Origin of the sequence: Bacillus tianshenii (assembly GCA_020524525.2) — a bacterium.
Taxonomy (GTDB): domain Bacteria; phylum Bacillota; class Bacilli; order Bacillales; family Bacillaceae_N; genus Bacillus_AV.
This window is the reverse complement of record CP129018.1, coordinates 181,242-206,887: the sequence shown is the minus strand read 5'-3', so window position 1 is coordinate 206,887 and position 25,646 is coordinate 181,242. Positions and strand designations below refer to the sequence as shown.

Here is a 25,646-nt window from a genome sequence, read left to right as displayed (position 1 = left end):
CATCATCCCTCTTTCATTACCCATTTTCACTCAGCCTGAATACGACGTTCAATCACTTTACCAATCACCCACATCACGCCAATAACGACGAGTAAAATCAATAACTTTTGGGGTTCACGTATTAAAGAAATAATGTCTTGGCCAACAAGTGAAACGAAGAATACCATTACTAATTTCCCTAACAGCACTGCTAAAGTGAACTGTTTTTTGCTTACTTCCGATAGAGCTGCCACTAAATTGATAAGTGCAGATGGAGAAAACGGAAAGCAAAACAATAAAAATAACGGTCCAAACCCATGGCGCTGTACCCAATTAGCTAACCGAGTAAATTGCTTACGCTTACGCAAAAAGAGGAATAACCTCGTATTTTTAAATTTTCTAACTAAGAAGAAAACAAACAATGCTCCTAAACACGTTCCAATCCAAGAGAATAGAAACCCTTGCCACAAACCAAACGCGGCCGCATTTCCCATCACAAATAACACCAACGGCAAGAATGGCAAAATCGCCTCAAGAAACGGCAATAAAATTCCAGGCAATGGTCCAAGTCCAGCGTATTGTTCTAACCATGTAACGATTTGTTCAACAGTAATGTCGTTATCCAAGAAGCGCACCTTCATCAACGATACTCCTTATCCTTTAGGTGAAACAAACAATTATGGTTGTCATTAAAGACAGTTTACTACAACCTTTTTTGTTTTCCTAGTATCGGCTGATCCCGTCCACTATTTGTATATATTTTTCCATATAACTAAATAATAACCTAAGATGTTAGCCAAAAAATACAATATTATTCCAATTATAAAAAATGTCATTACTCTCTTGCATGCTGCATATACTTAAGATAAAATAAGAACAAATGTTCCCTTACTATTTGCCAGGGAGGGTTTTGAATGGGAAGGATTTTAGAAAATGATCGCAAAGCATTAGAATTATCCATTTTTCTCCCTATGGTTCTTACTGTCCTCACTAAAGATTTAAATGCTCTTAAGCAAGTACCTTTTAAGCTTAATGAACCATACGTGGAGTTAATTGAAGAAACGCAGAAACATATCCAAAACGACCTACGAAAAGTAAAGCAACTGATGAAGATACGAAACTTGAAAGCATTTAAAGAAGGGCAAGATGACGTCTTTTCCCAATACTTATTTATTTACAATGGTTATGAAGAGAAGCGGAACTATTTTAATCCAAAAATTCGTCATAATGTGGAATTGTTAATGAAGCAGTACTTCTTGAAGAAAGATGGGGAGTTTTTTTCAGAAAAACAACTTTTTACAAAGCAAAAATCTAGTTAAACACACGTTTCGGCTGAAGCCGTTTGGAAAGCAGGTAACGAAATTGAGCCGTTCGGTTTAGTTGATTTTCAAAAGAACGGAATGAAATCTTCAGCGTTATCGATTGACCATTCGCAAACGTTACAATTGTGTTTCCTTGAGCTGAGGGCTTGTAATGTGAAATATAACTATGAGCAACCCATGTGCACTGCTGGCTGCGAGGAGAGTTTGTCGGAAACATATAAATGTCGCTTGTCGGGTCAATCGCAATCGGAGGCTTGTACGTGATACCTGTAATGGCTTTTGTGCCCTCTTGTCTACCTTTTAGGCTTGAGCCAAAATAACGACAGCTTTTATCAATAACCTTTACCGGCTTAAGTGGAAGTACGAATTCATTCTCAACCTCCAGTACTCGAGAATAGACTGTTCCTTCTAAGCCTTGCTCTGCTACAACAGCCATCGTCTTTTCATTAATCTCAAATTGATGTGATTGTTCAAACTCATTCAAAGCATCTTCCTCTCCTTTCAATAAAATGATAAATCCTTCCCAATCCTAATTATAACATAATTTCAAATTTTTAAATATTTTCAAGGAGCATGTTCATATAATTTCTTAAGAAGGACAAATTCAGAGAGGAACATGCTTTTTGAAGAAAAACGTGTTGATTCCGGCAGGCTCTTTTATTGTTGTTGGGATTCTTTTGCTTATCTTCCCAATTCATTCTTTAACGTTTCAACTTCTAGTACTTGGAATTAGTTTTTTTATCTTTTATTTCCTCAGGCAAGGCCCACTTAAAGAAGAAAACTTCGTTTGGCTTTTATTAGGCAGTTTGCTAGGGGCACTTGGCGTATGGAATTTCCTTAAACAGTTTGCTTGGTTTTCAAATCCAGGCCTGCTTTACATTGGTCTTGGCCTAGCATTTGTTCTCATCTTCTTCTTGCACACCTTGCATATACGTTCTGCAAATCCTCACCTTTTATATTGGCCTTTATATTGCAGCCTCGCTCTCACGTTAATCGCCTTTAGTATCTTCTTTAAGATTGCTCTTTGGGCAATTATCCTTGTATTACTCGGGGCGGTAATGTTATTTTTGCAAAGTTAAATTGTTCACAAGAAGTTCACAATCCATATTTGACAAGCATTCTTTGTTTTTCATCCCATTTCAAACCAACAAAACATAAAATTTTCAGAAAAATAAGAAAATATCATTGAATTTTCTTTCTTTTTTTACTATAATGAATAAAAGAACATCAGGGGTGATAAAGAATGAATTATAAAAAATCTTTTCCAGAACAACAGACAGGTGCACAACAGCATATTAGTTCCGTAGAGATGGAGATTTATATCCAGATGATCCTTGATGAAGCGGCCCTTTTGTACAAGAGAAATCAGTTAGAGATGCAGATCGATAAGGCACTAGATAATTCAGATAAAGAAACGTTCATGGAGCTCACTAAGGAGTATAAGGAAGTGCGAGCAAAGCTTGCGTAAGAGAAAAAGTGACTTCCCACAACGAGGCATAAAATACAAGCCACATGCAGCAATACGTTGCATGTGGCTTTTTTGGTCTAAAAGAAATGTATATAAAAAAACCGCTAACCAAAATGGTCAGCGGCTTCTCTGTTTTATGCTTTTGTAAATTGTGCTTCTTCTGTTGAACCTTTCATTGCTGTTGTAGAAGAAGTACCACCAGAGATAACTTGAGAAACTTCATCAAAGTATCCTGTACCAACTTCACGTTGATGCTTCGTTGCAGTATAGCCGTCTTTTTCACTTTCAAACTCAGCTTGTTGAAGCTCAGAGTATGCACCCATGCCACGGTCACGGTAGCCATTAGCCAATGTGAACATGCTGTAGTTAAGTGCATGGAAGCCAGCCAATGTAACGAATTGGAATTTGTATCCTAGCTTACCAAGCTCTTTTTGATATACTTCAATTTCATCTTCAGAAAGGTTTGCTTTCCAGTTGAAAGAAGGTGAGCAGTTGTATGCAAGCATTTTACCAGGATATTTTGCATGGATTGCTTCAGCAAATTTCTTCGCTTGCTCAAGGTCAGGTGTAGACGTTTCACACCAGATAAGGTCAGCATATGGCGCATAAGCAAGACCACGAGAAATTGCTTGGTCGATACCTGGTTTTGTACGGTAGAAACCTTCAGCTGTACGCTCACCAGTAATAAACTCTTTATCATATGGGTCAACATCGCTTGTAATCATGTCAGCTGCATCAGCATCTGTACGTGCGATTAACACTGTTGGTACACCCATTACGTCAGCTGCAAAACGAGCTGCGATTAAGTTACGAACCGCTGATTGTGTTGGAAGTAATACTTTACCACCTAAGTGACCACATTTTTTCTCAGAAGCTAATTGGTCCTCAAAGTGAACACCAGAAGCGCCTGCTTCAATCATGCCTTTCATAAGTTCAAATACATTTAGTTGTCCACCAAAGCCAGCTTCAGCATCAGCAACGATAGGAGCGAACCAGTCCGTATCTCCTTTGCCTTCCATATGTTGAATTTGGTCAGCACGTTGTAAAGATTGGTTAATACGTTTAACAACTTGTGGCACACTGTTTGCAGGATATAAGCTTTGGTCTGGATACATATGACCTGCTAAGTTAGCATCAGCAGCTACCTGCCAACCGCTTAAGTAAATTGCTTTAAGACCTGCTTTTACTTGTTGAACAGCTTGGTTACCTGTAAGAGCACCAAGAGCATTGATATATGGCTCTTCCTTCATTAACTTCCAAAGCTTTTGTGAACCACGTTGAGCAAGTGTATACTCAATGTCGATTGAACCGCGAAGACGAATTACATCTTCAGCAGAATATGGACGTGTAACGCCGTTCCAACGCTCTTCATTTTTCCAGCTTTGCTCTAATTGTTCAATACGTTCTTGATTTGACATATGAATGTCCCCCTATATATTAATATTTTTTAATTTTCAAACACCTTTACCCGTGAAACCCCTTTGTTTGCCCACTCTATAAAACTACCAATCCCCTTACAAATGCTTACAGTCTAGAACACTTAAGAATGCCCCTTTGGAAGTTTAACCCCTCATCTCATGTTAGTTTTACCACGAACTCATTGCTTTTCTTCCATATTCTTAAACTGTTCTACTTCTTGCCTTGAATTATTTCTACCATAAAGTTTGTCCGTCCTCTATTGACCCCTTTTTAATAGTGAACCTACTTTTCACTTTAGAATGGTAGAAATATGTACCATTACCCTTTTTAAAGCTGTCAGCTGTGAGTTAGAACTTGTCACACCCTGACTTCATCGGTCCTTTTGCTTGAATAGTCGAAGTTTGCATGTTCATTTCTTTTCCGCATCCCCCCGCTACCGTTGTTATATATCAGTTATCTTTTACAGTTGTTATTGTATAACAACAGACTAAAAAAGAAAAGTCCTTTTTAGCAAAAAATTCAGAAAAAAGTTTTATTGAGATACTATGTAATCGCTTCCATTGTTGTTTTAACAACGTTTATAAGCAATTTAAAATGTTTTCTTTTTTCTGTTATAGAACATTATTCAAAGGCAATTACTTCTCTTCAGCTGTTTCAAACTGTTCTACTTTTTGTAAACGTTCAAGCATTGATGGGTGGCCATACCGAAACCAATATACGAGGGTTGGCGGTTGTACTTCACTCAAACCAGTTGCTGTTAACTGTTGAAAGGTTTTAATGGCCGCTTGTTGATCTTCTGTTAATTCGATTGCATATGTATCTGCACTTCGTTCAATTTCTCTTGAGACATAATTACTTAACGGACTTGATGCAAAAGAAAGAACAGAAAACAGTAACAGAATTACAGGCAACAATAATATATGTTCTTTACGTACCCCCAAACCCTCTCCCCATTTACGTTTGATAACGGCAACACCTTTTGCTACAAACCAAAAACCAAAAAACGATAGAAGCAAATAACCAGATAAACCGATAAAAACATGCTTGTATACGTAATGGGCCATTTCGTGAGCCATAATGAAAATTACTTCATCATCATTTAACTTCTGCAAGGTTGTATCCCATAAAACTATTCTCGCGTTCGAGCCAATTCCATTCACATAGGCGTTTAAAGCATTTGTTTTTTTTGACATATTTACTTCATACACATGTTCTGCTGGTATATCTGCTTGCTGTGCTATATTCAAAATCTTCGCTTCTAACTGTTTATCCTGTAATGAACGAAAGTCATTGTAGAGCGGATCAATGACAACAGGTTGAATAAAGACAAGAAATAAAATGAAAGGCACTGAAGCAAGCCATGAATAGAACCACCACCGCTTAGGTGCTTTTTTCATAATCCAAACAAACCATGAAGCAATAACAATCAAAATCAATAAATTTAACCAATATCCAATTACGACATCCTTCATCCAAACTGAAAAATCAGCTACGGATACACCATAGTTTACAGAGATTTGATGACTCAACCACTTCAGTGGAAACATGAGGGCAAAAGTTGTAACAGAAAGCAAAAAAACATAGAGCACATTTTTTAGCCAAGGACGATTTGTTACCGCTTCTGCTGTTCTGTAAAACCAACTTGAACCTCCAAAAACAATAATACTAAGCAGCACAAGCCACTCAAACGGCGTCACAAGAAAGAACAATAAATGCTTTAATCGTGAGTAATCATAACTCAACTGAATTTCCCGACTGGTCATAAATGTTGTTGGATCAGCAGCTGTTCCTTCCAATGCATCAGGCAGCTGTGCTGGTGAACCATAAAATAAATACCACCACATTAAGAATGCATAAAAAATATAAAAAGCAGTACAGGTCCAAAATAACTTTGTCATCTCATTCCCTCCTATCCGAACTTCTTCTCTTACTAATATGTCCAACCTCTGCCTTCATTTCTTCAAAATTGTGAAGGCAAATAAAATACCGCTATCGAATTAGCGGTATTTTAAGAAAAGAATGATGAATAAATAGTAAGGACTCCAATTGCACTCAAAACGACGACAATTACATTCGCACCTAAAAGTGCAGGTATAAATGCCGCAATAGCTCCAATTATTCCAAACCAGATGTGATCAGACTGCATAAATAACACACCTGGAAAAATTAATGCGCCTAATGCAGCATACGGTACATTTTGCAGTACTCCTTTTATAAATGGATGCATCTTGTTTACATCAAATGCTAAAAAAGGCAACGCACGTGGAATATAAGTTACAATAGCCATGCCGACGATTGTCCACATTAAGGCTGTACTCATTTCTTCTCACCTGCCCGTTTTGCTTGATAATCGATGTATTCAATGGCGATTGCTGAAGCTAATGTTGCTAATACAATGGCCCACCCAGACCAATTTGGCGGAAAAAACGCAGTGAAAATGCTATTTGCTACAGCCGCAACCCCTGCTAGCCAAACAACTTTTCGGTGCTTTTTCAATGAAGGTGTGAGCAAACCGATAAACATCGCATAGAGGGCAATTCCCATGCTTTCCTGCAATACTTCCGGCAAGCTTGCACCAACGAAATGACCAACAACCGAAAAGGTTACCCAGCTTCCGTAGGACACAGCAATCAAACCAAACATATAGCCCGCGGTAACTTTCCCTTCTTTCAGAGAAGCAACAGAAAATGTTTCATCTGTAATTCCGAATGCATAGAGTGCTTTCTTGAACTTATGTTCCTCTTCTGTTCTTTCACTAAGTGAAGCAGACATAAGAAGGTGACGAATATTAATAATAAATGTCGTCAATATAATAATCGGTCCAGCTGTACCGAGTGCAATTAAGCTTAATGAAATATATTGAGCAGCTCCTGCAAACACAAGTACACTCATCATTAACGCTTCCATAATTGTTAACCCTGTTGACTTTGCTAACAAACCAAATGTAAGCGCAGCAGGCATATAACCAATTGCAATACTAACTCCTGACTGTACGCCATGCTTAAAATCAGAGTTTTTCTTTACAGCCATGACTGTTTCCAAACTTTTCCCCTCTTTTCTTTCGATCTACCCTTTACTTTACTCCATTTTATTGGAAAATAGTAATTTTTCAATCTTTTAAGATAAAAAAAGCCCTAGAAAAAATTCTAGGACTTCGTGTCTTATTCTAAATGGTGAGAAATACGTTCAAGCAATGCTGCCATTTGTGCGCGTGTTACAGGTTCTTCTGGACGGAATGTACCATCACTAAAACCACCAAAGATTCCAGCTTGATTCATCAATCGAATTGCACCGTATGACCAGCGATCCTTGCTTACATCTTTGAATGCCGTTGTCGCATGTGCAGGATCCTGCTCCGCATGAACAATACGGCTAAGGATAACCGCCATTTCTTCACGTGTAATCTTAGCCTCTGGAGCAAACTTATCTTCTGCACGACCATTCATTAACCCGTGCTGACGAGCTGCTTCAATCGGAACATGCGCCCAATATGTATTCTTCACATCATTGAAAGGCGTATCATAAGGCTCTACCATATTTAGCTCTAGTGCTCTTATAAGAACTGTTGCTGTTTCTGATCGTTTCAAAGAACCCTCTGGAGCAAACAGTGTTGTTGTGCGGCCGCCCATCCAGCCTTTTTCTTTCATTTGAGCAATGGCTTCTGCTGCCCAATGCTCTAATTCAACATCTTCGAAGACTTTTCCACTTAACCAGAAATCAAAGTTTTCCCACACATTTGCTGATTCCTGCCCAAGGGCCCAGCTTCCAATTCCTTTTAAATCATACTTATGAACAAGCTGAATTTTTTTCTTTAATGTTTCAGGAGATTCATGCCATACTTCATAATGACCAACTGGTAATGGTTTTGACCAGCTATATAACTTCGCTTCTGGGTCATCTTCAGTTATTTCAAATGTTGTACGAATACTATCATAACCAGACACGTATGTAGACTCTCCATCATACTTTTGTACAAAATCATCAATTCGATCCATAATAATTCCGCGTCCATTTACCTTTTCGGTTCCTGGCTGTGGTGTATACCCTACTTTCGTTTGCTCTTGGTGCCAAATGCGGCCATAGAATGGCAGGCCAAGTACAAGCTTATGGGCAGGTACATTTTGGCTTAACGCATATTGAACAGATTTTTCAACGAAAGGAAGGCTTGCAACAGGACCTGGAGCGCTTCCATCCCAGCTCTCATCATAAGTCATCATCATTAAATAATCTGCATGCTTACCAAGCTTTGTGTAATCGTAGCTTCCATGCCAACCTCTTATACTGCCTGTAGGGTTTGCAGCTACCGCAACCGATACTTCTTTCTCTTTCGGCATTTTTTCGCGAAGCAATTTCACAAATGATGTGAACGCATCCCGATCTTCTTCTGTTAACCCTTCCATGTCTACATTAATGCCATCAAAATCATACTGCTTTACATACTGAACAAGTTGACTCGTGAACGCATCGCGATTTTTTAATGCTTTTCTACCTAACTCACGATTCCAATGGTTACTTAGAAAAGGGACCACTCTTACATTGCGAGCATCCATCGCCTCCATAAAGCTTGTACTAACACGGTTTGTTAGTTTTACATTTCCATCGTCACCAATATCGAAGTAATTCGGTGTAACCGTTTGAATGGCACCATCGGTTCTGTCAACATATTGAACATGGTCCTCTGGCGTGCCAATATGTAAATAGCTCATCCCAGTCTTCGGTGTTGCCGCTTCTCCAATAGGTGCGAAGGTGAAACTAAACATCAATAACGCTAAAACAACTCCAACAAGTCTTCTCATTAACAACATCTCTCCAATACTACCAATCTTCTACTTCCTTACTATACAAAAACCTATTAATCCTGCATAGAGAGTTAGTGGTAGATAATTACTATATACCCATATAAAAAAGCATTTCGAATCAAAAGTCACACCCTAGTCCCTAAAAATGAACATAAAAAAAACACCGGCGTAAGCCGATGTTTTTAACTTAATAGGGCGCGGTCACTTGTCATGCCTTCACCGCGAATCCGTTGGAATTCATTTAATAGATTTGGAACAGTGAGGTTTTTCTTTTCTTCCTCTCCTGCTTTATAAATAATCTGCCCTTTATCCATCATAATAAGACGATTACCTAAATCAAGTGCTTGCTGCATATTATGTGTGACCATTAAAGTTGTCAATTGGAATCGATCAACAATGTCCTTGGTAATATTGGTGATTAATTCTGCTCGAGAAGGGTCAAGCGCTGCCGTATGCTCATCCAAAAGTAAAATTTTTGGTTCAGTGAACGTAGCCATTAATAGTGACAAAGCTTGCCTTTCACCGCCAGACAGAAGGCCAACCTTCGCATTGAGACGGTCTTCTAAGCTTAGATTCAAAGAAGCTAGTTGTTCTCTGAAATAATCCTTTCGTTTCTTCGTAACCCCTTTTCGAAGTGTACGGCGGTTTGCTCTAGAATATGCCATTGCTAAGTTTTCTTCAATCGTCATTGTAGGTGCAGTTCCTGCCATCGGATCCTGGAATACGCGGCCAATTAATCTTGACCGTCTATATTCCGGCATATTTGTTACATCTTTATTATCAATTTCCACGCTGCCAACATCAGGTGTCAATACTCCCGCTACCATATTCATCAATGTTGATTTTCCTGCACCGTTGCTTCCAATTACCGTTACAAAGTCACCTGGCTTTAACGATAGGTTGACATGGTTAAGAGCAATTTTTTCATCCAATGTTCCTTCATTGAAAACTTTATAGATCTGATTTAGATGCAACAACGCCCTCGCCCCCTTTTTTCGCACTGATGTTTGCTGCTAATGCCTGCTCTGAACGGCGTTTCTTCCTACGTTGTTTCTCACGCTGTGTATCGATAATCTTTGGAACAGTGAGTGCAAGAACAACGATTGTTGCGGTAATCAACTTCATATCTCCTGTTTCCAGGAACTCAACACGGAGTGCTAGACTGATAACAATTCGATAGATAATAGCCCCACCAATAACGGCAAGCGTCGTTCGAGCAATTGTTTTTGTTCCGAACAAGGCTTCTCCAATAATAACAGAAGCAAGACCAATAATAATCATCCCGATCCCCATACCAACATCACTAAATGCGTTGTACTGAGCAATAAGTGCTCCAGAAAAAGCAACAAGTGCATTGGAGACACCAAGACCAAGAATTGTTAAGCCGTCAGTGTTCGCTGAGAAACTACGAATCATTCGTTGGTTATCGCCTGTTGCGCGAAGGGCTAGACCAACCTCCGTACGTAAGAACCAATCTGTTGCAAACTTAATGAACAGTGTAACGATTAACATAAAGAATAGAATTGACCATGTTTTCGGAAGATTCGCACCTAAGCCAACTGTTGCTAACATGTTGTTCAACATGTCATCAACCCCTAAGCTCTTCCAAAAGTTCTCAAGAATGCTTAATGATGTCTCTTGTTGAATTAACGGAACGTTTGAACGCCCCATGATCCTTAAGTTTATTGAGTAGAGAGCAATCATCATTAATATCCCTGAGAGAAGTGGATTAATCTTTCCTTTTGTATGCAACACTCCTGTTACACAACCCGCTAAAAACCCTGCAAACAAAGCAGCAATCGTTGCGACAAACGGGTTAACGCCATTGACAATGAGAACAGCAGTCACAGCTGCTCCTGTAACGAAACTACCATCTACCGTTAAATCTGGGAAATCTAAAATACGGAACGAGAGGTATACTCCTAGCGCCATAATTGCATATATGATACCAGATTCAATTGCACCAAACGTTGCTGTAAACATAAACGCTCATCCTCTCTAATAATTTAATGCTTATTCTGTGAACTCTGCGATTTCTTTCCATTCTGGTTTTACTTCAATTCCCATTTCACCCGCTGCTTTTTCATTAATTAATAGTTTTAAGTTTTGCGGGTATTGTACTGGTAAATCAGCTGTCTTTTTCTCTCCAGTTAAAATATCTGCTGCCATCACACCTGCTTCATAACCGATATCATAATAATCAAATCCATATGCCGCAAAGCCACCGCGCTTAACAGAATCTAATTCTCCAACAAACAGTGGGATATCTTCCTCGTTCGAAACAAGAATAACTGATTCTAAAGCTGAAACAACTGTGTTATCTGTAATAATGTAGATAACATCTGCTGCACCAACTAATGATTCAGCTGCTTGCTTCACTTCTGCAGAAGTTGAAACAGGACGTTCTACTACTTTCATATCTGTTCCTTCTACAGCTTTTTTCACGATATCTACTTGGGCAACTGAATTTTGCTCGCCTGCATTAAAAATCATCCCAATCTTCTTCGCATCAAAGTTTTCATCTATAAACTTCACTGTATTCGGAATTGCATCTGGATGTGTATCAGTTGTTCCAGTAATATTTTCTCCAGGCTTATCCATTGCTTCTACAAGACTAGCACCAACTGGGTCAGTGACAGAGGTAAATACAATTGGAATATCCTGTGTCGCGTTTAAAGCACTTTGTGCACTTGGTGTCGAATTAGCAAAAATTAAATCGACATTATTTCCCACGAAATTATTCGCGATCGTTTGACTGTTATTCATATCTCCTTGTGCAATTTGCACATCATATTTCACATCTAGGTCTTTTTCTTCTAATGCTTTCTTAAAGCCATCAAATGCTGCATCTAAAGATGGGTGCTCTACGATTTGCGTTACACCAACTGTATAGCTTTCTGCCTTTTCTTCGCTAGGTGGGGCACCTTCTTCTGTTTCTTGCCCACCTCCGCCACAGCCAGCTAATAAAGATAAACTAAGCGCGGCGCTTCCTAACACTTTCCACCATTTTTTCGGTACCATCGTACTCCCCCTTATCCCTTTACCACTTTTATGCTTGCATGCTTTTATGTAATAAATTATACAAAATTATCAGAAAATATCAAACCTTATTTTCATTATTTTTTATATTTCTATTTAAATAAGGCAATTGTGTGGAAAAAAACGATTTATTATCGTGCTTTAAAGCGTTTTTACGTTACATTACAAAAGTTTTATATTAAACCAATCACAATGTTGCCCACTAACACAAAAAAAGCGCCCTTTCGGAGGTTTAGGTCTTCAGAACCGTTCAAGTTCATAAATAAAAAGCGGGCATAGCACCCGCTTTTCAATAAATTTACTGATTCGATTTTACTGCTAAATTCCGCAGCGAACGGCGCAGGATTTTTCCTGTCGTATTCTTAGGTAGTTCCTCTAAAAACTCGATTTCTTGCGGCACTTTATATTTTGCCAAGTGCTCACTGCAATATTGCTTTAACTCCTCTTCTGTTGTAGAAGTGTTCACAACAACAAAGCACTTTACTGCTTCTCCATATTCAGGGTCCGGTACTCCAATAACAGCTGTTTCAACAACTGCTGGATGGTCATACAACACCTCTTCAATTTCACGAGGATAAACGTTATAACCCCCAACAAGAATCATATCCTTCTTTCGGTCGACAATATAAAAATATCCATCCTCATCCTTCTTTGCCATATCTCCTGTATAAAGCCAACCATTTTTCAATGTAGCTGCGGTTTCTTCAGGCATCTTATAATAGCCTTTCATCACATTAGGGCCACGGACGATTAACTCGCCAACCTCGCCTGTTTCAACTTCGTTTCCTTCTGGGTCTACGACTTTATTTTCCACATTGAGAATGCTTGTCCCAATAGAGCCAGGCTTTCGTGGACGGTCTAGTGGATTGAAGCATGTAACAGGAGAAGCCTCTGAGAGACCATACCCTTCTGATATTTGAACATCGAACTTCTTCTCAAAACTTTTCAACAAGGCCACAGGCATAGAAGCACCGCCAGAAACACATATTCTTATATGAGAGAAGGACTCTTTTGAAGCGGTTGGAATTTGATTAAGAAAGTTATACATTGTCGGCACACCTGCGAAAACAGTTGCTTTATTTTCAGAAGCAACATGAAAGACAGCATCTGGGCTAAACTTCGGCATAATACAGATTGTCCCGCCGCTTATCAATGGGGCATTTAACGCCACTGTTAAACAAAAAACATGGAACATTGGTAACACTGTAATGACGATATCATGCTCATCAATGGATAAATAATTTGCTGTATCCTTTGCATTACTGTAAATATTTCGACGTGTTAGCATCGCTCCTTTTGGTTTTCCAGTTGTACCTGACGTATAAAGAATTACCGCTGTATCCTCTTCATCTAATTGAGGGAAGCTAATCTTTTCCTCAACAGATTCCATCATTTTTGAAAACGGTTTCAATTTATCTTCTAATAATGAAGGAGACGTCCTCTTTTCCGTTTCAAGTAAGATATAACGCTCAACTGCAGGCAATTCCTTGTCTATCTTTTCAAATATAGGCATTAACTTATCTAAAGCAATAACGACCTTAACATCACCATTAGTTAAGATATAACCAATCTCATCAGGTGTATACACTGGGTTGATTGGTATTACAATTGCCCCCGCCTGCAAAGCACCGTATAAACTAATTACATAATGCGGACTATTACCCGAAATCAAGCCGATATGATCTCCTTTTTTCACACCCATACTTATTAAGTTCTTAGAAAAAGCATCAATTTGCTGCTTCAACTCTCGATACGTTCCTCTCATACCTTCAAAAATATAAGCATCCTTTTCAGCGAGACGTTCTGCTGTTTCATTAAATTTTCTACAAATGTTCAACGAAGTTCCCCCTCAATAAAATGAATGAAGCATCATTCATTTTATAATAATATTAAGAATATTCTTTAATTATTATAAACATTCTACACTTTTCTTTCAAATATTTCTACCTCAATTAATTCTAAGGAAGAGAACGCCGATAAACCGACGTTCTCTTCCTTAGAACATTAAATCAATGAATTCTTCTTTTTGAACATTTCCGAAATAGTGAGTAATGTCGATATTTTGAAGAGCATTAGTTACTTCTTTCTTTTCATAGCGTGTACCGATAAGTACACTTTCAATTTCAGCTACATCTCCAACACCGAAGAAGTCCCCAAATATTTTTACTTGGTCGATAATCCCTTTCTTAACTTCTAGCCGTACATCAATTTGGCCAATCGGAAAGCGATGGGCGTATTGAACATTAAACTTCGGTGATTTCCCATAATTCCAATCCCAATTCTTGTAACGCTCTTCAGAAATCTCGTTAATCTTCTTCCAGTCTTCCTTTGTTAATACATACTGCGGAACTTCTCCATCCGTATCAAAAATATAACGAAGCAGCATTTCACGAAACTGCTCTGTTGTCATTTGTTCATCTAAAAATTCCCGGATATTTGCTACTCGGCTCCGAATCGATTTGATACCTTTTGATTTAATCTTCTCCATCTTGACGTTCAGCGCTGAGACAACGTTTTCAATTTCAGAATCAAATAAGAGAGTTCCGTGGCTAAACATTCTTCCTTTTGTAGAAAACTGAGCATTCCCGGAAATTTTCCTTCCATCTCCTGCAACAATATCATTTCGCCCGGAAAGTTCAGCTTTTATGCCAAGACGCTGAAGTGCTTCGATAACAGGTTCTGTGAATTTCTTGAAATCATGAAAGCTGTTGCCGTCATCCTTCGTAATAAAACTGAAATTCAAGTTCCCGAGGTCATGGTAGACAGCCCCACCACCTGATAAACGGCGTACAACATGAATGCCATTTTCATCTACATAGCTTTGATTAATCTCTTCAGCTGTATTTTGATTTTTGCCGATAATAATAGAGGGTTCATTTATGTAAAAGAGTAAATATGTTTCATTAATGTCTAAGTGTTTCACAGCATATTCTTCTATTGCAAGATTCATACGCGGGTCTGTAATACCTTGATTATCAATAAAGAGCACTTAAATCGCCTGCCTTTTTTTAGTCATTTTTTCTACCTTTTATCCTACTTAAGCACTTCATGATAAGCAAGCTCTATGCTTCCCATTCCCAGCCGGTAGCTGCAAGGGTCACTTTTCCATGATAGATGTCTTTTGCTTGGGTCAGCATCTCTTCTATTTGTCCGAAATGAGGCAAGTGTGTAAGTAACAGATGTTTTACATTTGCCTGCTGTGCTATTGATGCTGCTTCTGTACATGTCATATGCCCTGCTGCTTGTGCATCTTGTCCATCATAAAAGCTACTTTCAGCAATTAAAAGATCAGCATCTGCTGCAAAAGGAACAAAATCATCTGTATAACTTGTATCTGCTGTGAAAACGACAATTTTCTCTTCTGTTTCGACCCGCATGGCATAGCAGACAACCGGATGCTTTGTTCTTAGAAATTGAATAGAAAACGGCCCAACTGTTAACGTTTCGACTGGATTATAAGCAACACCAACTGTATCTGGGTCTCTCGATAATTTCATAAACCCGTCTGTATCTTCCACATGACCATAGATGGGCAATACTCCTTCTACTTCTCCGAGTATACGCTTAATCATTCTAGCGTATTGAAGCACTCCGATATCGGCCATATGATCATGATGATAATGGGACAGTATCACTGCATCTAAATCTTTAATTTCCATGTAATTTTGAAGTTTTGAAACAACGCCGCTCCCACAATCAACTAATAACTGAAAACCATTGTGTTCAAATAAATAACCTGTTGTCGCTTCATTTGCTTTCGGAAATGCTCCCCAAAATCCCACTACTGTAACCTTCATATTCTCACCTCATTTTTAGTTTCTCTTACTTATGCTTCCTAAAACCATTCATCTTCTCAAACTTATAGGCTTTTTTCCCATTTATCAAAAAATTAAAATTTGTTTCAATACAGGTGTTGACACTTTCAATCTGTTATAATACAATAAACTCAACTTAATAAACGAACAACAAACGAAAGGGGAACTTACCATGATGAAAGTTACTGAATTTTTTAAGAACCTGCCACCAAAGCATTGCCATAAATGTGGTGACAAAATCGAAGAGCAACATGAGTGCTACAACAATCAGTGTAATAGCTGCTTAAGCGACATGAAGTAATTTCATTAGTGCTTTTGCTATATTACCTCCTACTTTTAAAACCTGACACACAATGTGTCAGGTTTCTTTTTGTACTACAACAGATATATAGAAAATTGTTTTAATTTTTCTATATCAGAGATATCTTCAGAGAAGAATGGCACCCATACTTTTTCTTGATTTGAAAACTCTTTTTTGATTTTTTCAATGTATTCTTTTTCTTGCAGGCGTCTCTTCTGAAAGAATGATCCATCTGCATCATGGGGAAGAACTTTATTAATAATGAGTGTTTGAACAGTCAACTGGTGGGCACTCAATAATTCAATCGCTTTTGCTGTCTCTAGAATAGGTAGCCGTTCCGGGTTTAGCACAAATGCAAAGCCTGTGCGGCTGTCATCCATCAATAACTCTCTTACTTTGCGAAACCTCGTCCGACGCTCCTGCAGCACTTCAAATATCGGGTCTTCCACGGGCTCACCATCATTTAAAAGCTGGGTGTAATTTTCATTTCGTTTTTGTCGTCGTTCAAGCATCCCATCAATCCAAGCTCCCATTAATTCTGGCAAGGTAAGCAAACGAACGGTGTGGCCGGTAGGAGCTGTATCAAAAACTAATAAATCATAGCTTGAACGCTCTTCTAGTATTAACGACGTCATCCGGTCGAACAGGGCAGCTTCTGCTGCTCCTGGTGTTTTTGCAGCAAGGTCGATTTGACGATGAACTTCTTCGAGCATATGGGCTTTTATATTTCCTTTTAAGTTGCTTTTTACTTGTTTAATATATGCTTTTGTCTCCCGCTCTTCATCAATCTCGACTGCATCGAGATTATTAGAGACAGTGGAAATTGTACCACTTAATTTCTTGTGAAAAATATCTCCTGTATTATGTGCAGGGTCAGTAGAAACAAGTAATGTCTTCTTTCCTGAGTTCGCTGCCTGCAATGCAAATGCAGCGGCTGAAGTGGATTTACCGACACCACCTTTTCCCCCGATAAACACAATTTCTTTATCTAATAATTGTTTCAACACAAATCACGCCTTCATTTGGTAATCAACAACAACGAATGCCATCAAGTGGAGAATGCTCCATCCCCATTCGTAAATGCCAGTCATGAAACTTCTCTAATATGTGCGGATAAAGCTCTAATGTATAATAAAAAGCTGGGTTTGGCAGTCCGAGCATTTCAGAAGCACATAATAATAAGAATAAGTCATCTTCATCTCGCAATTCCCTAGCAATCTCTGTCCGATGCGGCATGCTTAGCATTTCATCGTATAGTTGTAGTAGCCTTTTTAAGGATGGTAATTTTCCCATGATAGCCCTCCTCTTCAAAAGAAGGGATCTCGATTAGGAGACCCCTTCATCACATTATGCCTTTTGTTCAACATTATCGATTGGTGGTTTATTAGATAATGCCGAGACTGATTCAAGCAAGATCCAGAGTGTAAATCCGAGGATAATCGCTCCAAAGACAAATAGAAGCATATTTCCTCCTCCATCTGCCCAAATCGCCCATTCCATGAAAACTTGCTTTGTCATCGCCCATAATGTCATCACAAGCACAAATAGCATTGGAATAATCGTTACTAAATAATTACGGCCTTGATTTTTCAGCCAAATTGATACAAGTAATAATGTAATACCTGCTAATAATTGATTAGATGTTCCAAACAACGGCCATAGAAGGTATCCACCTGAGCCAAAACCTTTTGGCCCTTCAGGAATGAGAACAAGTGCGGCACTTGAAACTACAGCAATTGACGTCGCAACATGTGTTTTTGTTAGCGGCTGAATATTATACTCACTACCAAGCTCTGCAATAATATACCGCATAAGACGCACGGATGTATCTAAAGTCGTGGCAGCAAAGCTAACGACAATAACAGCAACAATTGTTTTCGCTACACCTGCAGGGATTAATATACCTGTTGCTAATTCACCTGCACCACCAATAAATGCGCCAAGTCCACCACCACTCGCAGCTTTAAAGCTAGAATATGTCGCTAAAAATTCCTGCTTTGAACCAAAGAATGTAACAACTGCAATAATCGCAATTAGTGCAAGCGCTCCTTCTCCTACTGCTCCCAAATAGCCGACAAATCGAGCATCTGTTTCTTTGCTTAGCTGTTTAGAAGAGGTGCCTGATGAAACTAAACCATGAAAGCCTGAGATTGCTCCACATGCAATCGTGATAAATAAGAGCGGGAACCACGGAACATCAGGAGTAGCATTTGTCATTGGTGCTGTAACTTCTGGTCTTGAGAATAAGAGACCAAAATAAAGGATCGCCAGCCCAACAATTAATTGATGAGAGTTAATATAATCCCGAGGCTGTAACAACTTCCATACAGGTAGTGTCGAGGCAATATATACATATGCCATTAAAATAATAATCCAAACGAGGAATGCCATAGACACACCATTAAGTCCAAATAGCCCTGTACTTTCTTCCCCACCAAAATATTTCACTAAATCTATTTGTAAAGCCGGAACATAACTTGCTAAAATAGCAGTCGCATACATCACTGCAAGCGCTACCAAAGAAGGCACTAGCATACTTCCTTTTTTCTTATAAACATGGTATCCAATCCACACAGCGAGTGGAATTTGAATAAAAACAGATAAAACAGAAGCTGGAAATGAAATGAATAAATTTGAAATAACCCAAGCAAACACGGCATTAACCATTAATACCAATATGAGAATGATGAATAAGAACAAAATTTTTGCCCGCTTACCGATCAAACGATTAGCGAGTGTCCCAACAGATTGCCCTTTATTCCTTACAGATAAAACAAGTGCTCCAAAGTCATGTACGCCAGCAGCAAAGACTGTGCCTAAAATAACCCACAAAAAAGCCGGCAACCACCCCCAATAAACTGCAATAGCTGGACCAACAATTGGTGCTGCGCCTGCTACAGAGGTAAAATGGTGACCCCACAAAACAAATTTGTTAGTCGGAACAAAGTCGACACCATCTTTGTACTGATGAGCAGGTGTTTGATAAGATGGATCAAGTCTGTAAATCTTTTCAGCTACAAACCTCGAATAATACTTATACCCTAAGGTAAAAACCAACAGACCGACAATCGCAAGCCAAATTCCATTCATTTTTCTCCCTCCTATTCACTATTATCATTACTATCTTATTTTAGAAAGAATATTCAGTCAATTAATTCGCCAAAAATTCTATATTTTGTAAAAAAATCATAATAAAAACAGCCAGGCTTCATAGCCCGACTGCTTTTGAATTTATTTTAGGTTTAAAAGTTGAAGGACCTTTTTAACAGCTTCTTCTCCTTGATCAATACAATCAGGAAGGCCTAACCCTTCATAAGAAGCACCTGCTAAAAAGACACCCGGAAGCTCGTTATCTAGCTTTTCTTTGATAGTCTCGATCCGTTGTTTATGCCCTACCGTATATTGAGGCATCGAATTTTTCCAACGGGTAATGACTGAAAACTCTGGTTCCTCAGTAATACTCATTGTTTGGTTTAAATCTTCTAAGACAGCATTCTTAATTTCATCATCTGAACAATCCACAATTTCTTCTGACCCTGCTCGGCCTACATAACAACGAAGAAGTACTTTTCCTTCCGGTGTCGTGTGCGGCCATTTCTTATGGGTCCAAGTACATGCGGTAATCGTATAATGGTTGTTCCGCGAAACTACAAACCCTGTACCATCAATATCTTCTTTTACTGCTGACTCTGAAAATGCCATCGCTACCGTTGCAACAGATGTAGACGGCATATGACGAAACGGCTCAAAAAAGTCGTATTGAGAAAACATTTCTGCTGTTTTCTTATGAGGTGTAGTAACAATTACTGTATCTGCTTCTATTACTTCTCCATTATTTAAAGTTATGTGATAACGTTCGCCATGCTTTTCAATTGCTTGAACAGCAGTATTTTTTAACACTGAACCTGAATCTAAACGTTTTTCTACCGCATGCACGAATGACTCTAATCCAGTTGAAACAGTCAAAAACATACTTGTCTTCTTGTTCTCAGGTTTTTCTTTTTGCTTTGGCGCTTTTGGGGTTACGCTTTTCATTCCAAGGATTAAACTGCGATGCTTTTGCTCAACATGTTGAAATTGCGGAAACGTTGCCAAAAGACTTAAATTATCAATATCTCCAGCATAAATTCCTGATAATAATGGTTCAATCAAGTTCTCGACAACTTCTCCCCCAAGACGACGCCGAAAGAATTGTCCTAGTGATTGGTCATTATTTGACTTCGAGCGAGGCAGCACAAGATCAGCGCCTGCGCGTAGTTTTCCAAATGGACTGAATAACCCTGAGAAAGCAAAAGGCGCCATTTTTGTCGGGATCCCCATAATTGAACCGCCTGGCATTTCGTGTAACCGACCCTTTACAAGCACGTAAGATTTTCCTGCTTTATTTGCCACAAGATTATCAGCCATACCTACTTCAGCTGCGAGGCGTGCTGCACTTTTTTTACGTGCCAAAAACGAGTCTGGACCTTTTTCTATGACGAAGCCATTTTTTGTGTACGTTTGAATCTTTCCTCCAAGACGATCACTTGCTTCGATCAGCGTGCACCGGACAGGCAAATTACGTTCACGTATTTCCTTCTGCATATAATACGCAGCTGTAAGTCCAGTGACTCCTCCTCCAATGATTACAACGCTTTGCTTAGCGTCATCCACTTAAATCCCTTCTTTTTTAAGTTTTTTCGTTACAACTGAAGCCATCGCCTCAATAAACGGTTTCTGGGCATTTGGCATCGGTGGGCGATAATAATTTGCACCGATGTCTTCTGTAACTACTTTACATTCATAATCATTGTCATAAAGTACTTCTAAATGGTCAGAAACAAACCCAACTGGCGCATAGACAAAGGAAGAATATCCTTCTTGCTCATACAAATCACGCGTTAAATCTTGAACATCAGGTCCAATCCATGGCTCAGGTGTGTTACCAGCGCTCTGCCAACCAATTTCGTAATTTTTCACACCCGCTTTTTCAGCAATTAAATCTGCTGTTTCTTTCAACTGGTCTGGATACGGGTCACCATTTGTAAGAATTCGTTCAGGAAGACTATGTGCTGAAACAATTAAGACAGCTTTCTTTCGTTCCTCTTCGCTCATACCATCAAAGATTTTTTTAATTTCATCTGCCCAATAACCAATGAACTTTGGCTCTTGGTACCAAGATTCGACTGATGTGATTTCTGGTCCGCCAAGCTTTTCCGCTTCTTCCTTCGCACGACCGTTATAAGATTTCACACTGAACGTTGAGAAATGCGGTGCTAATACAATGCTAACTGCTTCCTTAATACCGTCTTTATTCATTTGGGCGACAGCATCTTCTACAAACGGTTCAATGTGCTTTAAACCGAGATACATTTTAAATTCAAATTCCTCATGCATTTCGTTTAATTGGGCTTCGAGCGCTTCTCCTTGTTGACGTGTAATCTTTGCAAGCGGTGAAATCCCGCCGATTGCTTGATAACGCTCTCGAAGTTCTTCTAACATTTCAGGAGATGGTTTTCGTCCGCGACGAATATGCGTATAATAACGCTCTAAGTCGTCTTCTTTATATGGCGTTCCGTAAGCCATGACAAGTAATCCTATTTTTTTCTTTGTCATTTCGCACACACCTCACATAATTTTTCTTCTCTGTTCATCTATTTGAGGTGAACAATTAATTGCTTTTTGAATAATCATGAACAAATTTTGTTAACTTTTTCAATGTGTCCACTTTAACATCTGGGAAAACACCATGTCCAAGGTTAAAGATATAACCAGGCTGTTGCATTCCTTGATCAAGAATAGCTTTTGTACGTTCTTCAATAACTTCCCATGGTGCAAGTAATAGTGCTGGGTCAAGGTTGCCTTGAACCGTTTTTGTAATGCCTAATTCACGCGCTTCCTTAACCTGTAGACGCCAGTCCAGACCGACTACATCAAGCGGAAGGTCATGCCATTCCATTGCAAGGTGACTAGCACCAACACCAAACATAATTAATGGAACGTTCTCTTCTTTGAGAGCAGTAAAGATTCGATTCATGACAGGCTTAATAAAGACCCGATAATCAGCGACGTTTAAGGCACCTACCCATGAGTCAAAGATTTGAATCGCTTTCGCTCCAGCACGAATCTGTGATTTCACATATGTAATTGTCATATCAGCAAGCTTATCCATTAACTTAAACCATGCTTCTGGCTGACTATACATGAATGCTTTTGTCTTATTATAGTTTTTAGAAGGACCGCCTTCGATCATATAGCTTGCCAACGTAAAAGGTGCTCCACTAAAACCGATTAACGGTACATTCAACTGTTCTTCTGTTAAAATACGAATCGTTTCAAGGACATATGGGACATCTTCTTCAGGATTAATTTCCCCAAGTCGCTCTACATCTGCCATTGAACGTACAGGGTTGTCAATCACAGGGCCTATACCAGCCTTAATATCAACATCCACTCCAATTGACGGAAGCGGTGACATAATGTCTTTATAAAGAATAGCAGCATCAACATCATATTGCTCAACAGGTAATCGTGTAACATAAGCACAAAGCTCTGGTTGATGCGTAATTTCAAATAGGGAATATTTCTCCTTCAACTTGCGGTACTCAGGCTGTGAACGCCCTGCCTGACGCATATACCAACAAGGTACATAGTCTGTTTTCTCCCCACGACATGCTTTCAAAAATGTATCATTAATTGGTCTTTTACTCATAAACTCCAACACCTCTCATCTCTATCGTTCCAAACATACACACAATTATCACTATACTAATTCACTAACAAACTTACCACAAACAAGTGCAAACGTTCATAAAATTGATCGAAAAACGGTGGAGGCCTGCCTGTCACAGCTGGGTCCCCTCTTCAACTAACCTAAAAACCAACGACTAAAAACATGGTCAACTGCTGAAAATACAAATGGGATTAATGTATCAAATATCGGGGTAATTGTATATTGATCGAGCGGTGTTAGTACAATTAGTAAGAAGATAACAATCCCATAGTTTTCAAGTTGTCGTAACTTAACACGCCAAGCCGGCGAGACAAGGTCTTCGACAATCCGGTATCCATCTAATGGCGGAAAAGGCAACAAGTTAAAAATCCCCAATATTAAATTCAATAAGATAAATGTATTAACAAAACGGTAAATGACTTCAAATGTTTCTCTCTCAACCCGTGCCTCAATTCCCCAGCTCATTAGTAGGTACCATACGAGAAAAGCAAGACACATTAACATAAAGTTGCTTAATGGCCCTGCAACTGACACAAGAATGCCTGAAAGCCTTGGTCGTTTAAAGTAGCTTCGGTTCACAGGCACAGGCTTTGCCCAACCAAAGCCAAGCAAAAAAATCATTAAGGTTCCAAACACATCAAGGTGAGCAAGTGGAGATAATGTCAAACGACCTTGCTCTTTTGCGGTTGGATCACCAAAAAGATAGGCAATATAAGCATGAGCAAATTCATGAATCGAAAACGCAATAATTAACGTAACAACGAGGTAAGGAATCATATCAACTGGAAAAGCTAAAAACTGGTCCATCTGCTCCATCCTTTTTTAATTACACATTATTAATTTTTCATAATCAGTCTACCATAATTTCTCTAACTCCGTGTCTCTTAGCTTTAACTGACAGTTCATAAGCGAAAGAATCAGACTTTTCTCTTATAATAAGGGAAGAGATTTATTTTATTGAAAGGATGAAGACATTGAATATTTATATTGCATATGGCACAGGCGATTATTTACAAACATTGAAGAAACAGCATCCACTTGAAACATTAAGAGTGATGACAAATGCTGACCGTACCATTTTAGTGCATGAATCAAACAAAGAAACATTCTTTAAAGAAGGGCATTCCTATGAAGTAATTGATCAATCTGGAGAACTGCCTGAGGAAGGTTTTGCTGTCTTGAACAATATCCCTGTTCGTGACGAAGGACGCCCTTTATTTGAGGAACGCTTCCAAAATCGTGCTCGGCTTATCGAACACGAGCCTGGCTTTCAAGCCATTCGTGTTCTTCGCCCATTAGATAGTGATACGTACATTATCCTTACAGTATGGCAAGATGAGAAGTCCTTCAAAGGCTGGCAAAAATCAAATGCTTATGACAAAGCTCATAAAAAACGTGGAACAAGTGAGGGAATTGATAATACCTCTATCTTCTCTGGACCTTCTTACGTTACAAATTATCATATTGTGAACGATGAAGAATAAGCCGCTTCTTTTTTGAAACGGCTTATTTTTCTGAGGAGCGAAATTTTACATAACGATATAGCCAAAGAAATAGCATCACAATGATAAATCCTGCAGCAAATCCTCCTGCTATATCTGTAGGATAATGAACACTGAGAACCACTCTGCTGATACCTATTAAGAAAATAAAAACACCGCTGAACCCAAGAAAGATCTGCTTACCAAGCTTTGAAAGCGGTAAATACTTCAATAAAAAATAGGTAAGCATCGCATAAAAAACAAACCCAACCATTGCATGGCCACTCGGAAAGCTATATCCAACCCCGTCAACAGCTTCATTAATGGAAGGGCGCCTTCTTTGAGCCCATGCTTTCAGTAAATGATTTAATTCATACGTTCCCCAAGCAGATAACGCTAGAATAATTGCAGCTGTGCGATCTTTGAAGTAATGCCAAAACAAAAATCCCGCAATCACTACTAAAGCAACGATACATTGCCATGAAGCCAGATTGGTAATAAAGACAAAGAACGATTCAAGCTGTTCATTTGTATAGACATTCACCCACTTTTGTATCGCTTGATCAAATGCTGTGTGCTTAACGCCTTCAATTGCCAGTTTTATATCTATAAAAAGAAGAAGTGCGCCAATACAGGCAGCTATGGCAAGTATATCTCTTGGTTGAATTTTTCGTTTATTATTCACACGTATTCCCCTCCATTTTATTACTTTAACACTTTTTTCTATCACGAAAAAAAGAATGTTTAATCTTTGAGTTACAGGGTATTTCTAATAATGGATACAATGATTCGAGAAAGGATGAGCATTCGATTATGGACGAAAAAATGAAAGCACTTATTGACGGGCTAAATGAAGACTTAGCAAATGAATATTCTGCTCAAATTATGTATACAACATATGCTTCTGTTGTTTCTGGCTTGCACCGTCAAGTACTTAAACCATTCTTTGAAAGTGAAGTAGGCGACGAACAAGGACATGCCCTTTATCTTGCAGGTAAGATTAGCACGTTAGGTGGAAATCCGACCACAACCCCTGCACCTGTAAAACAACTTACAGATGTGAAAGCGATGCTTGAAGAAGTTCGACGTGCAGAAAAAGAAACGATCGACCGCTATGAAAAACGTAAAGTTCAAGCAAGTGAATTGAAGTTAACAGAATTAGTTGTTCAACTTGAAGATATGATTGCTGATGAAACAAGACATATGGAAGAAGTTGACCGTATTCTACGTGACCAACTCCTTTCTTAGTACAAAACGCCTGAATATTTTCAGGCGTTTTCTCATGAAAAAGAAAAAAGCAGAAGCACCTTA

Annotated in this window: 27 protein-coding genes; 6 read left to right on the top strand and 21 right to left on the bottom strand. The window is 38.9% G+C overall.

The features are described from left to right. Positions 1 to 26 precede the first annotated feature (26 nt). Positions 27 to 620, bottom strand: a complete 594-nt coding sequence (locus LC040_00985) for a TVP38/TMEM64 family protein (GenBank protein WLR51511.1) — start codon at positions 618 to 620, stop codon at positions 27 to 29. 273 nt (positions 621 to 893) lie between these two features. Between LC040_00985 and LC040_00980 the strand changes: the two genes are divergently transcribed. Next, positions 894 to 1,298 carry a hypothetical protein gene (locus LC040_00980; protein WLR51510.1) on the top strand — a complete coding sequence of 135 codons (405 nt, stop codon included), beginning with the start codon at positions 894 to 896 and terminating at the stop codon, positions 1,296 to 1,298. Here the strand turns inward: LC040_00980 and LC040_00975 are convergent. Next, positions 1,291 to 1,785 carry a competence protein ComK gene (locus LC040_00975; protein ID WLR51509.1) on the bottom strand — a complete coding sequence of 165 codons (495 nt, stop codon included), beginning with the start codon at positions 1,783 to 1,785 and terminating at the stop codon, positions 1,291 to 1,293. The two genes, LC040_00980 and LC040_00975, sit on opposite strands and share 8 nt — an antisense overlap. Positions 1,786 to 1,924: 139 nt before the next feature. Here LC040_00975 and LC040_00970 point away from each other — a divergent pair, with 139 nt between their 5' ends. Both LC040_00970 and LC040_00965 read left to right on the top strand, forming a co-directional pair. Next, a complete protein-coding gene (locus LC040_00970) occupies positions 1,925 to 2,380 on the top strand; it encodes a hypothetical protein (protein WLR51508.1) in 456 nt (151 codons plus the stop codon). 164 nt (positions 2,381 to 2,544) lie between these two features. Next, the gene (locus LC040_00965; protein ID WLR51507.1) at positions 2,545 to 2,769 is read left to right on the top strand and encodes an IDEAL domain-containing protein; all 225 of its coding nucleotides are present in this window, start codon (positions 2,545 to 2,547) and stop codon (positions 2,767 to 2,769) included. A 134-nt stretch (positions 2,770 to 2,903) separates the two neighbouring features. On the opposite strand, the gene aceA is transcribed toward LC040_00965, so the two are convergent. The 11 genes from aceA to LC040_00910 all read right to left on the bottom strand — a co-directional run bounded on the left by aceA (position 2,904) and on the right by LC040_00910 (position 15,823). Next, the gene (gene aceA, locus LC040_00960; protein WLR51506.1) at positions 2,904 to 4,187 is read right to left on the bottom strand and encodes an isocitrate lyase; all 1,284 of its coding nucleotides are present in this window, start codon (positions 4,185 to 4,187) and stop codon (positions 2,904 to 2,906) included. A gap of 636 nt (positions 4,188 to 4,823) precedes the next feature. Beyond that, positions 4,824 to 6,086 carry a M48 family metallopeptidase gene (locus tag LC040_00955; protein ID WLR51505.1) on the bottom strand — a complete coding sequence of 421 codons (1,263 nt, stop codon included), beginning with the start codon at positions 6,084 to 6,086 and terminating at the stop codon, positions 4,824 to 4,826. A 110-nt stretch (positions 6,087 to 6,196) separates the two neighbouring features. After that, the gene (locus LC040_00950) at positions 6,197 to 6,508 is read right to left on the bottom strand and encodes an AzlD domain-containing protein (GenBank protein WLR51504.1); all 312 of its coding nucleotides are present in this window, start codon (positions 6,506 to 6,508) and stop codon (positions 6,197 to 6,199) included. Beyond that, positions 6,505 to 7,230 (bottom strand): AzlC family ABC transporter permease, encoded by a 726-nt coding sequence (locus tag LC040_00945; GenBank protein WLR51503.1) that lies wholly within the window; start codon positions 7,228 to 7,230, stop codon positions 6,505 to 6,507. Before LC040_00945 ends, LC040_00950 begins: the two co-directional genes overlap by 4 nt. A gap of 119 nt (positions 7,231 to 7,349) precedes the next feature. Beyond that, positions 7,350 to 8,984 carry a glycosyl hydrolase family 18 protein gene (locus tag LC040_00940; GenBank protein WLR51502.1) on the bottom strand — a complete coding sequence of 545 codons (1,635 nt, stop codon included), beginning with the start codon at positions 8,982 to 8,984 and terminating at the stop codon, positions 7,350 to 7,352. A gap of 185 nt (positions 8,985 to 9,169) precedes the next feature. Then, positions 9,170 to 9,964: an ABC transporter ATP-binding protein gene (locus LC040_00935; protein WLR51501.1), complete on the bottom strand. Its 795-nt coding sequence runs from the start codon at positions 9,962 to 9,964 to the stop codon at positions 9,170 to 9,172. Further along, complete coding sequence (locus LC040_00930) at positions 9,939 to 10,970, bottom strand: ABC transporter permease (GenBank protein ID WLR51500.1); 1,032 nt, start codon at positions 10,968 to 10,970, stop codon at positions 9,939 to 9,941. The genes LC040_00935 and LC040_00930 overlap by 26 nt, the downstream gene beginning before the upstream one ends. Before the next feature lie 30 nt (positions 10,971 to 11,000). Then, positions 11,001 to 12,008 carry an ABC transporter substrate-binding protein gene (locus LC040_00925; GenBank protein WLR51499.1) on the bottom strand — a complete coding sequence of 336 codons (1,008 nt, stop codon included), beginning with the start codon at positions 12,006 to 12,008 and terminating at the stop codon, positions 11,001 to 11,003. Positions 12,009 to 12,324: 316 nt separating this feature from the next. Further along, positions 12,325 to 13,863 carry a fatty acid--CoA ligase family protein gene (locus tag LC040_00920; GenBank protein ID WLR51498.1) on the bottom strand — a complete coding sequence of 513 codons (1,539 nt, stop codon included), beginning with the start codon at positions 13,861 to 13,863 and terminating at the stop codon, positions 12,325 to 12,327. Between the two features lie 159 nt (positions 13,864 to 14,022). Further along, on the bottom strand, positions 14,023 to 15,015 hold the full coding sequence (locus tag LC040_00915; GenBank protein WLR51497.1) for a lipoate--protein ligase: 993 nt from the start codon (positions 15,013 to 15,015) through the stop codon (positions 14,023 to 14,025). A 73-nt stretch (positions 15,016 to 15,088) separates the two neighbouring features. Next, complete coding sequence (locus tag LC040_00910) at positions 15,089 to 15,823, bottom strand: MBL fold metallo-hydrolase (GenBank protein WLR51496.1); 735 nt, start codon at positions 15,821 to 15,823, stop codon at positions 15,089 to 15,091. 190 nt (positions 15,824 to 16,013) lie between these two features. Between LC040_00910 and yhfH the strand changes: the two genes are divergently transcribed. After that, positions 16,014 to 16,142 carry a protein YhfH gene (gene yhfH, locus LC040_00905; protein WLR51495.1) on the top strand — a complete coding sequence of 43 codons (129 nt, stop codon included), beginning with the start codon at positions 16,014 to 16,016 and terminating at the stop codon, positions 16,140 to 16,142. A 74-nt stretch (positions 16,143 to 16,216) separates the two neighbouring features. Here yhfH and LC040_00900 read toward each other — a convergent pair whose 3' ends face one another. The 7 genes from LC040_00900 to LC040_00870 all read right to left on the bottom strand — a co-directional run bounded on the left by LC040_00900 (position 16,217) and on the right by LC040_00870 (position 23,661). Further along, complete coding sequence (locus LC040_00900; GenBank protein ID WLR51494.1) at positions 16,217 to 17,146, bottom strand: ArsA family ATPase; 930 nt, start codon at positions 17,144 to 17,146, stop codon at positions 16,217 to 16,219. Between the two features lie 25 nt (positions 17,147 to 17,171). Next, positions 17,172 to 17,435, bottom strand: a complete 264-nt coding sequence (locus LC040_00895; GenBank protein ID WLR51493.1) for a cory-CC-star protein — start codon at positions 17,433 to 17,435, stop codon at positions 17,172 to 17,174. 54 nt (positions 17,436 to 17,489) lie between these two features. Further along, entirely contained in the window at positions 17,490 to 19,232 is a 1,743-nt protein-coding gene (locus tag LC040_00890; GenBank protein WLR51492.1) for a carbon starvation protein A, read from the bottom strand. Positions 19,233 to 19,373: 141 nt separating this feature from the next. Continuing rightward, positions 19,374 to 20,795, bottom strand: coding sequence for a protoporphyrinogen oxidase (gene hemY / locus LC040_00885; GenBank protein ID WLR51491.1), 1,422 nt, complete (start codon positions 20,793 to 20,795; stop codon positions 19,374 to 19,376). Beyond that, complete coding sequence (gene hemH / locus LC040_00880; GenBank protein ID WLR51490.1) at positions 20,796 to 21,737, bottom strand: ferrochelatase; 942 nt, start codon at positions 21,735 to 21,737, stop codon at positions 20,796 to 20,798. A 55-nt stretch (positions 21,738 to 21,792) separates the two neighbouring features. After that, on the bottom strand, positions 21,793 to 22,833 hold the full coding sequence (hemE, locus tag LC040_00875) for a uroporphyrinogen decarboxylase (GenBank protein WLR51489.1): 1,041 nt from the start codon (positions 22,831 to 22,833) through the stop codon (positions 21,793 to 21,795). Positions 22,834 to 22,989: 156 nt separating this feature from the next. Then, positions 22,990 to 23,661 (bottom strand): site-2 protease family protein, encoded by a 672-nt coding sequence (locus LC040_00870; protein WLR51488.1) that lies wholly within the window; start codon positions 23,659 to 23,661, stop codon positions 22,990 to 22,992. 167 nt (positions 23,662 to 23,828) lie between these two features. On the opposite strand from LC040_00870, the gene LC040_00865 reads away from it, so the two are divergent. Next, positions 23,829 to 24,338, top strand: a complete 510-nt coding sequence (locus LC040_00865) for an antibiotic biosynthesis monooxygenase (protein ID WLR51487.1) — start codon at positions 23,829 to 23,831, stop codon at positions 24,336 to 24,338. Positions 24,339 to 24,360: 22 nt separating this feature from the next. Here the strand turns inward: LC040_00865 and LC040_00860 are convergent, their stop codons facing one another. After that, a complete protein-coding gene (locus LC040_00860; protein WLR51486.1) occupies positions 24,361 to 25,020 on the bottom strand; it encodes a phosphatase PAP2 family protein in 660 nt (219 codons plus the stop codon). A 128-nt stretch (positions 25,021 to 25,148) separates the two neighbouring features. On the opposite strand from LC040_00860, the gene LC040_00855 reads away from it, so the two are divergent. Further along, positions 25,149 to 25,583, top strand: a complete 435-nt coding sequence (locus LC040_00855) for a ferritin-like domain-containing protein (protein ID WLR51485.1) — start codon at positions 25,149 to 25,151, stop codon at positions 25,581 to 25,583. The last annotated feature ends 63 nt before the right edge of the window (positions 25,584 to 25,646 follow it).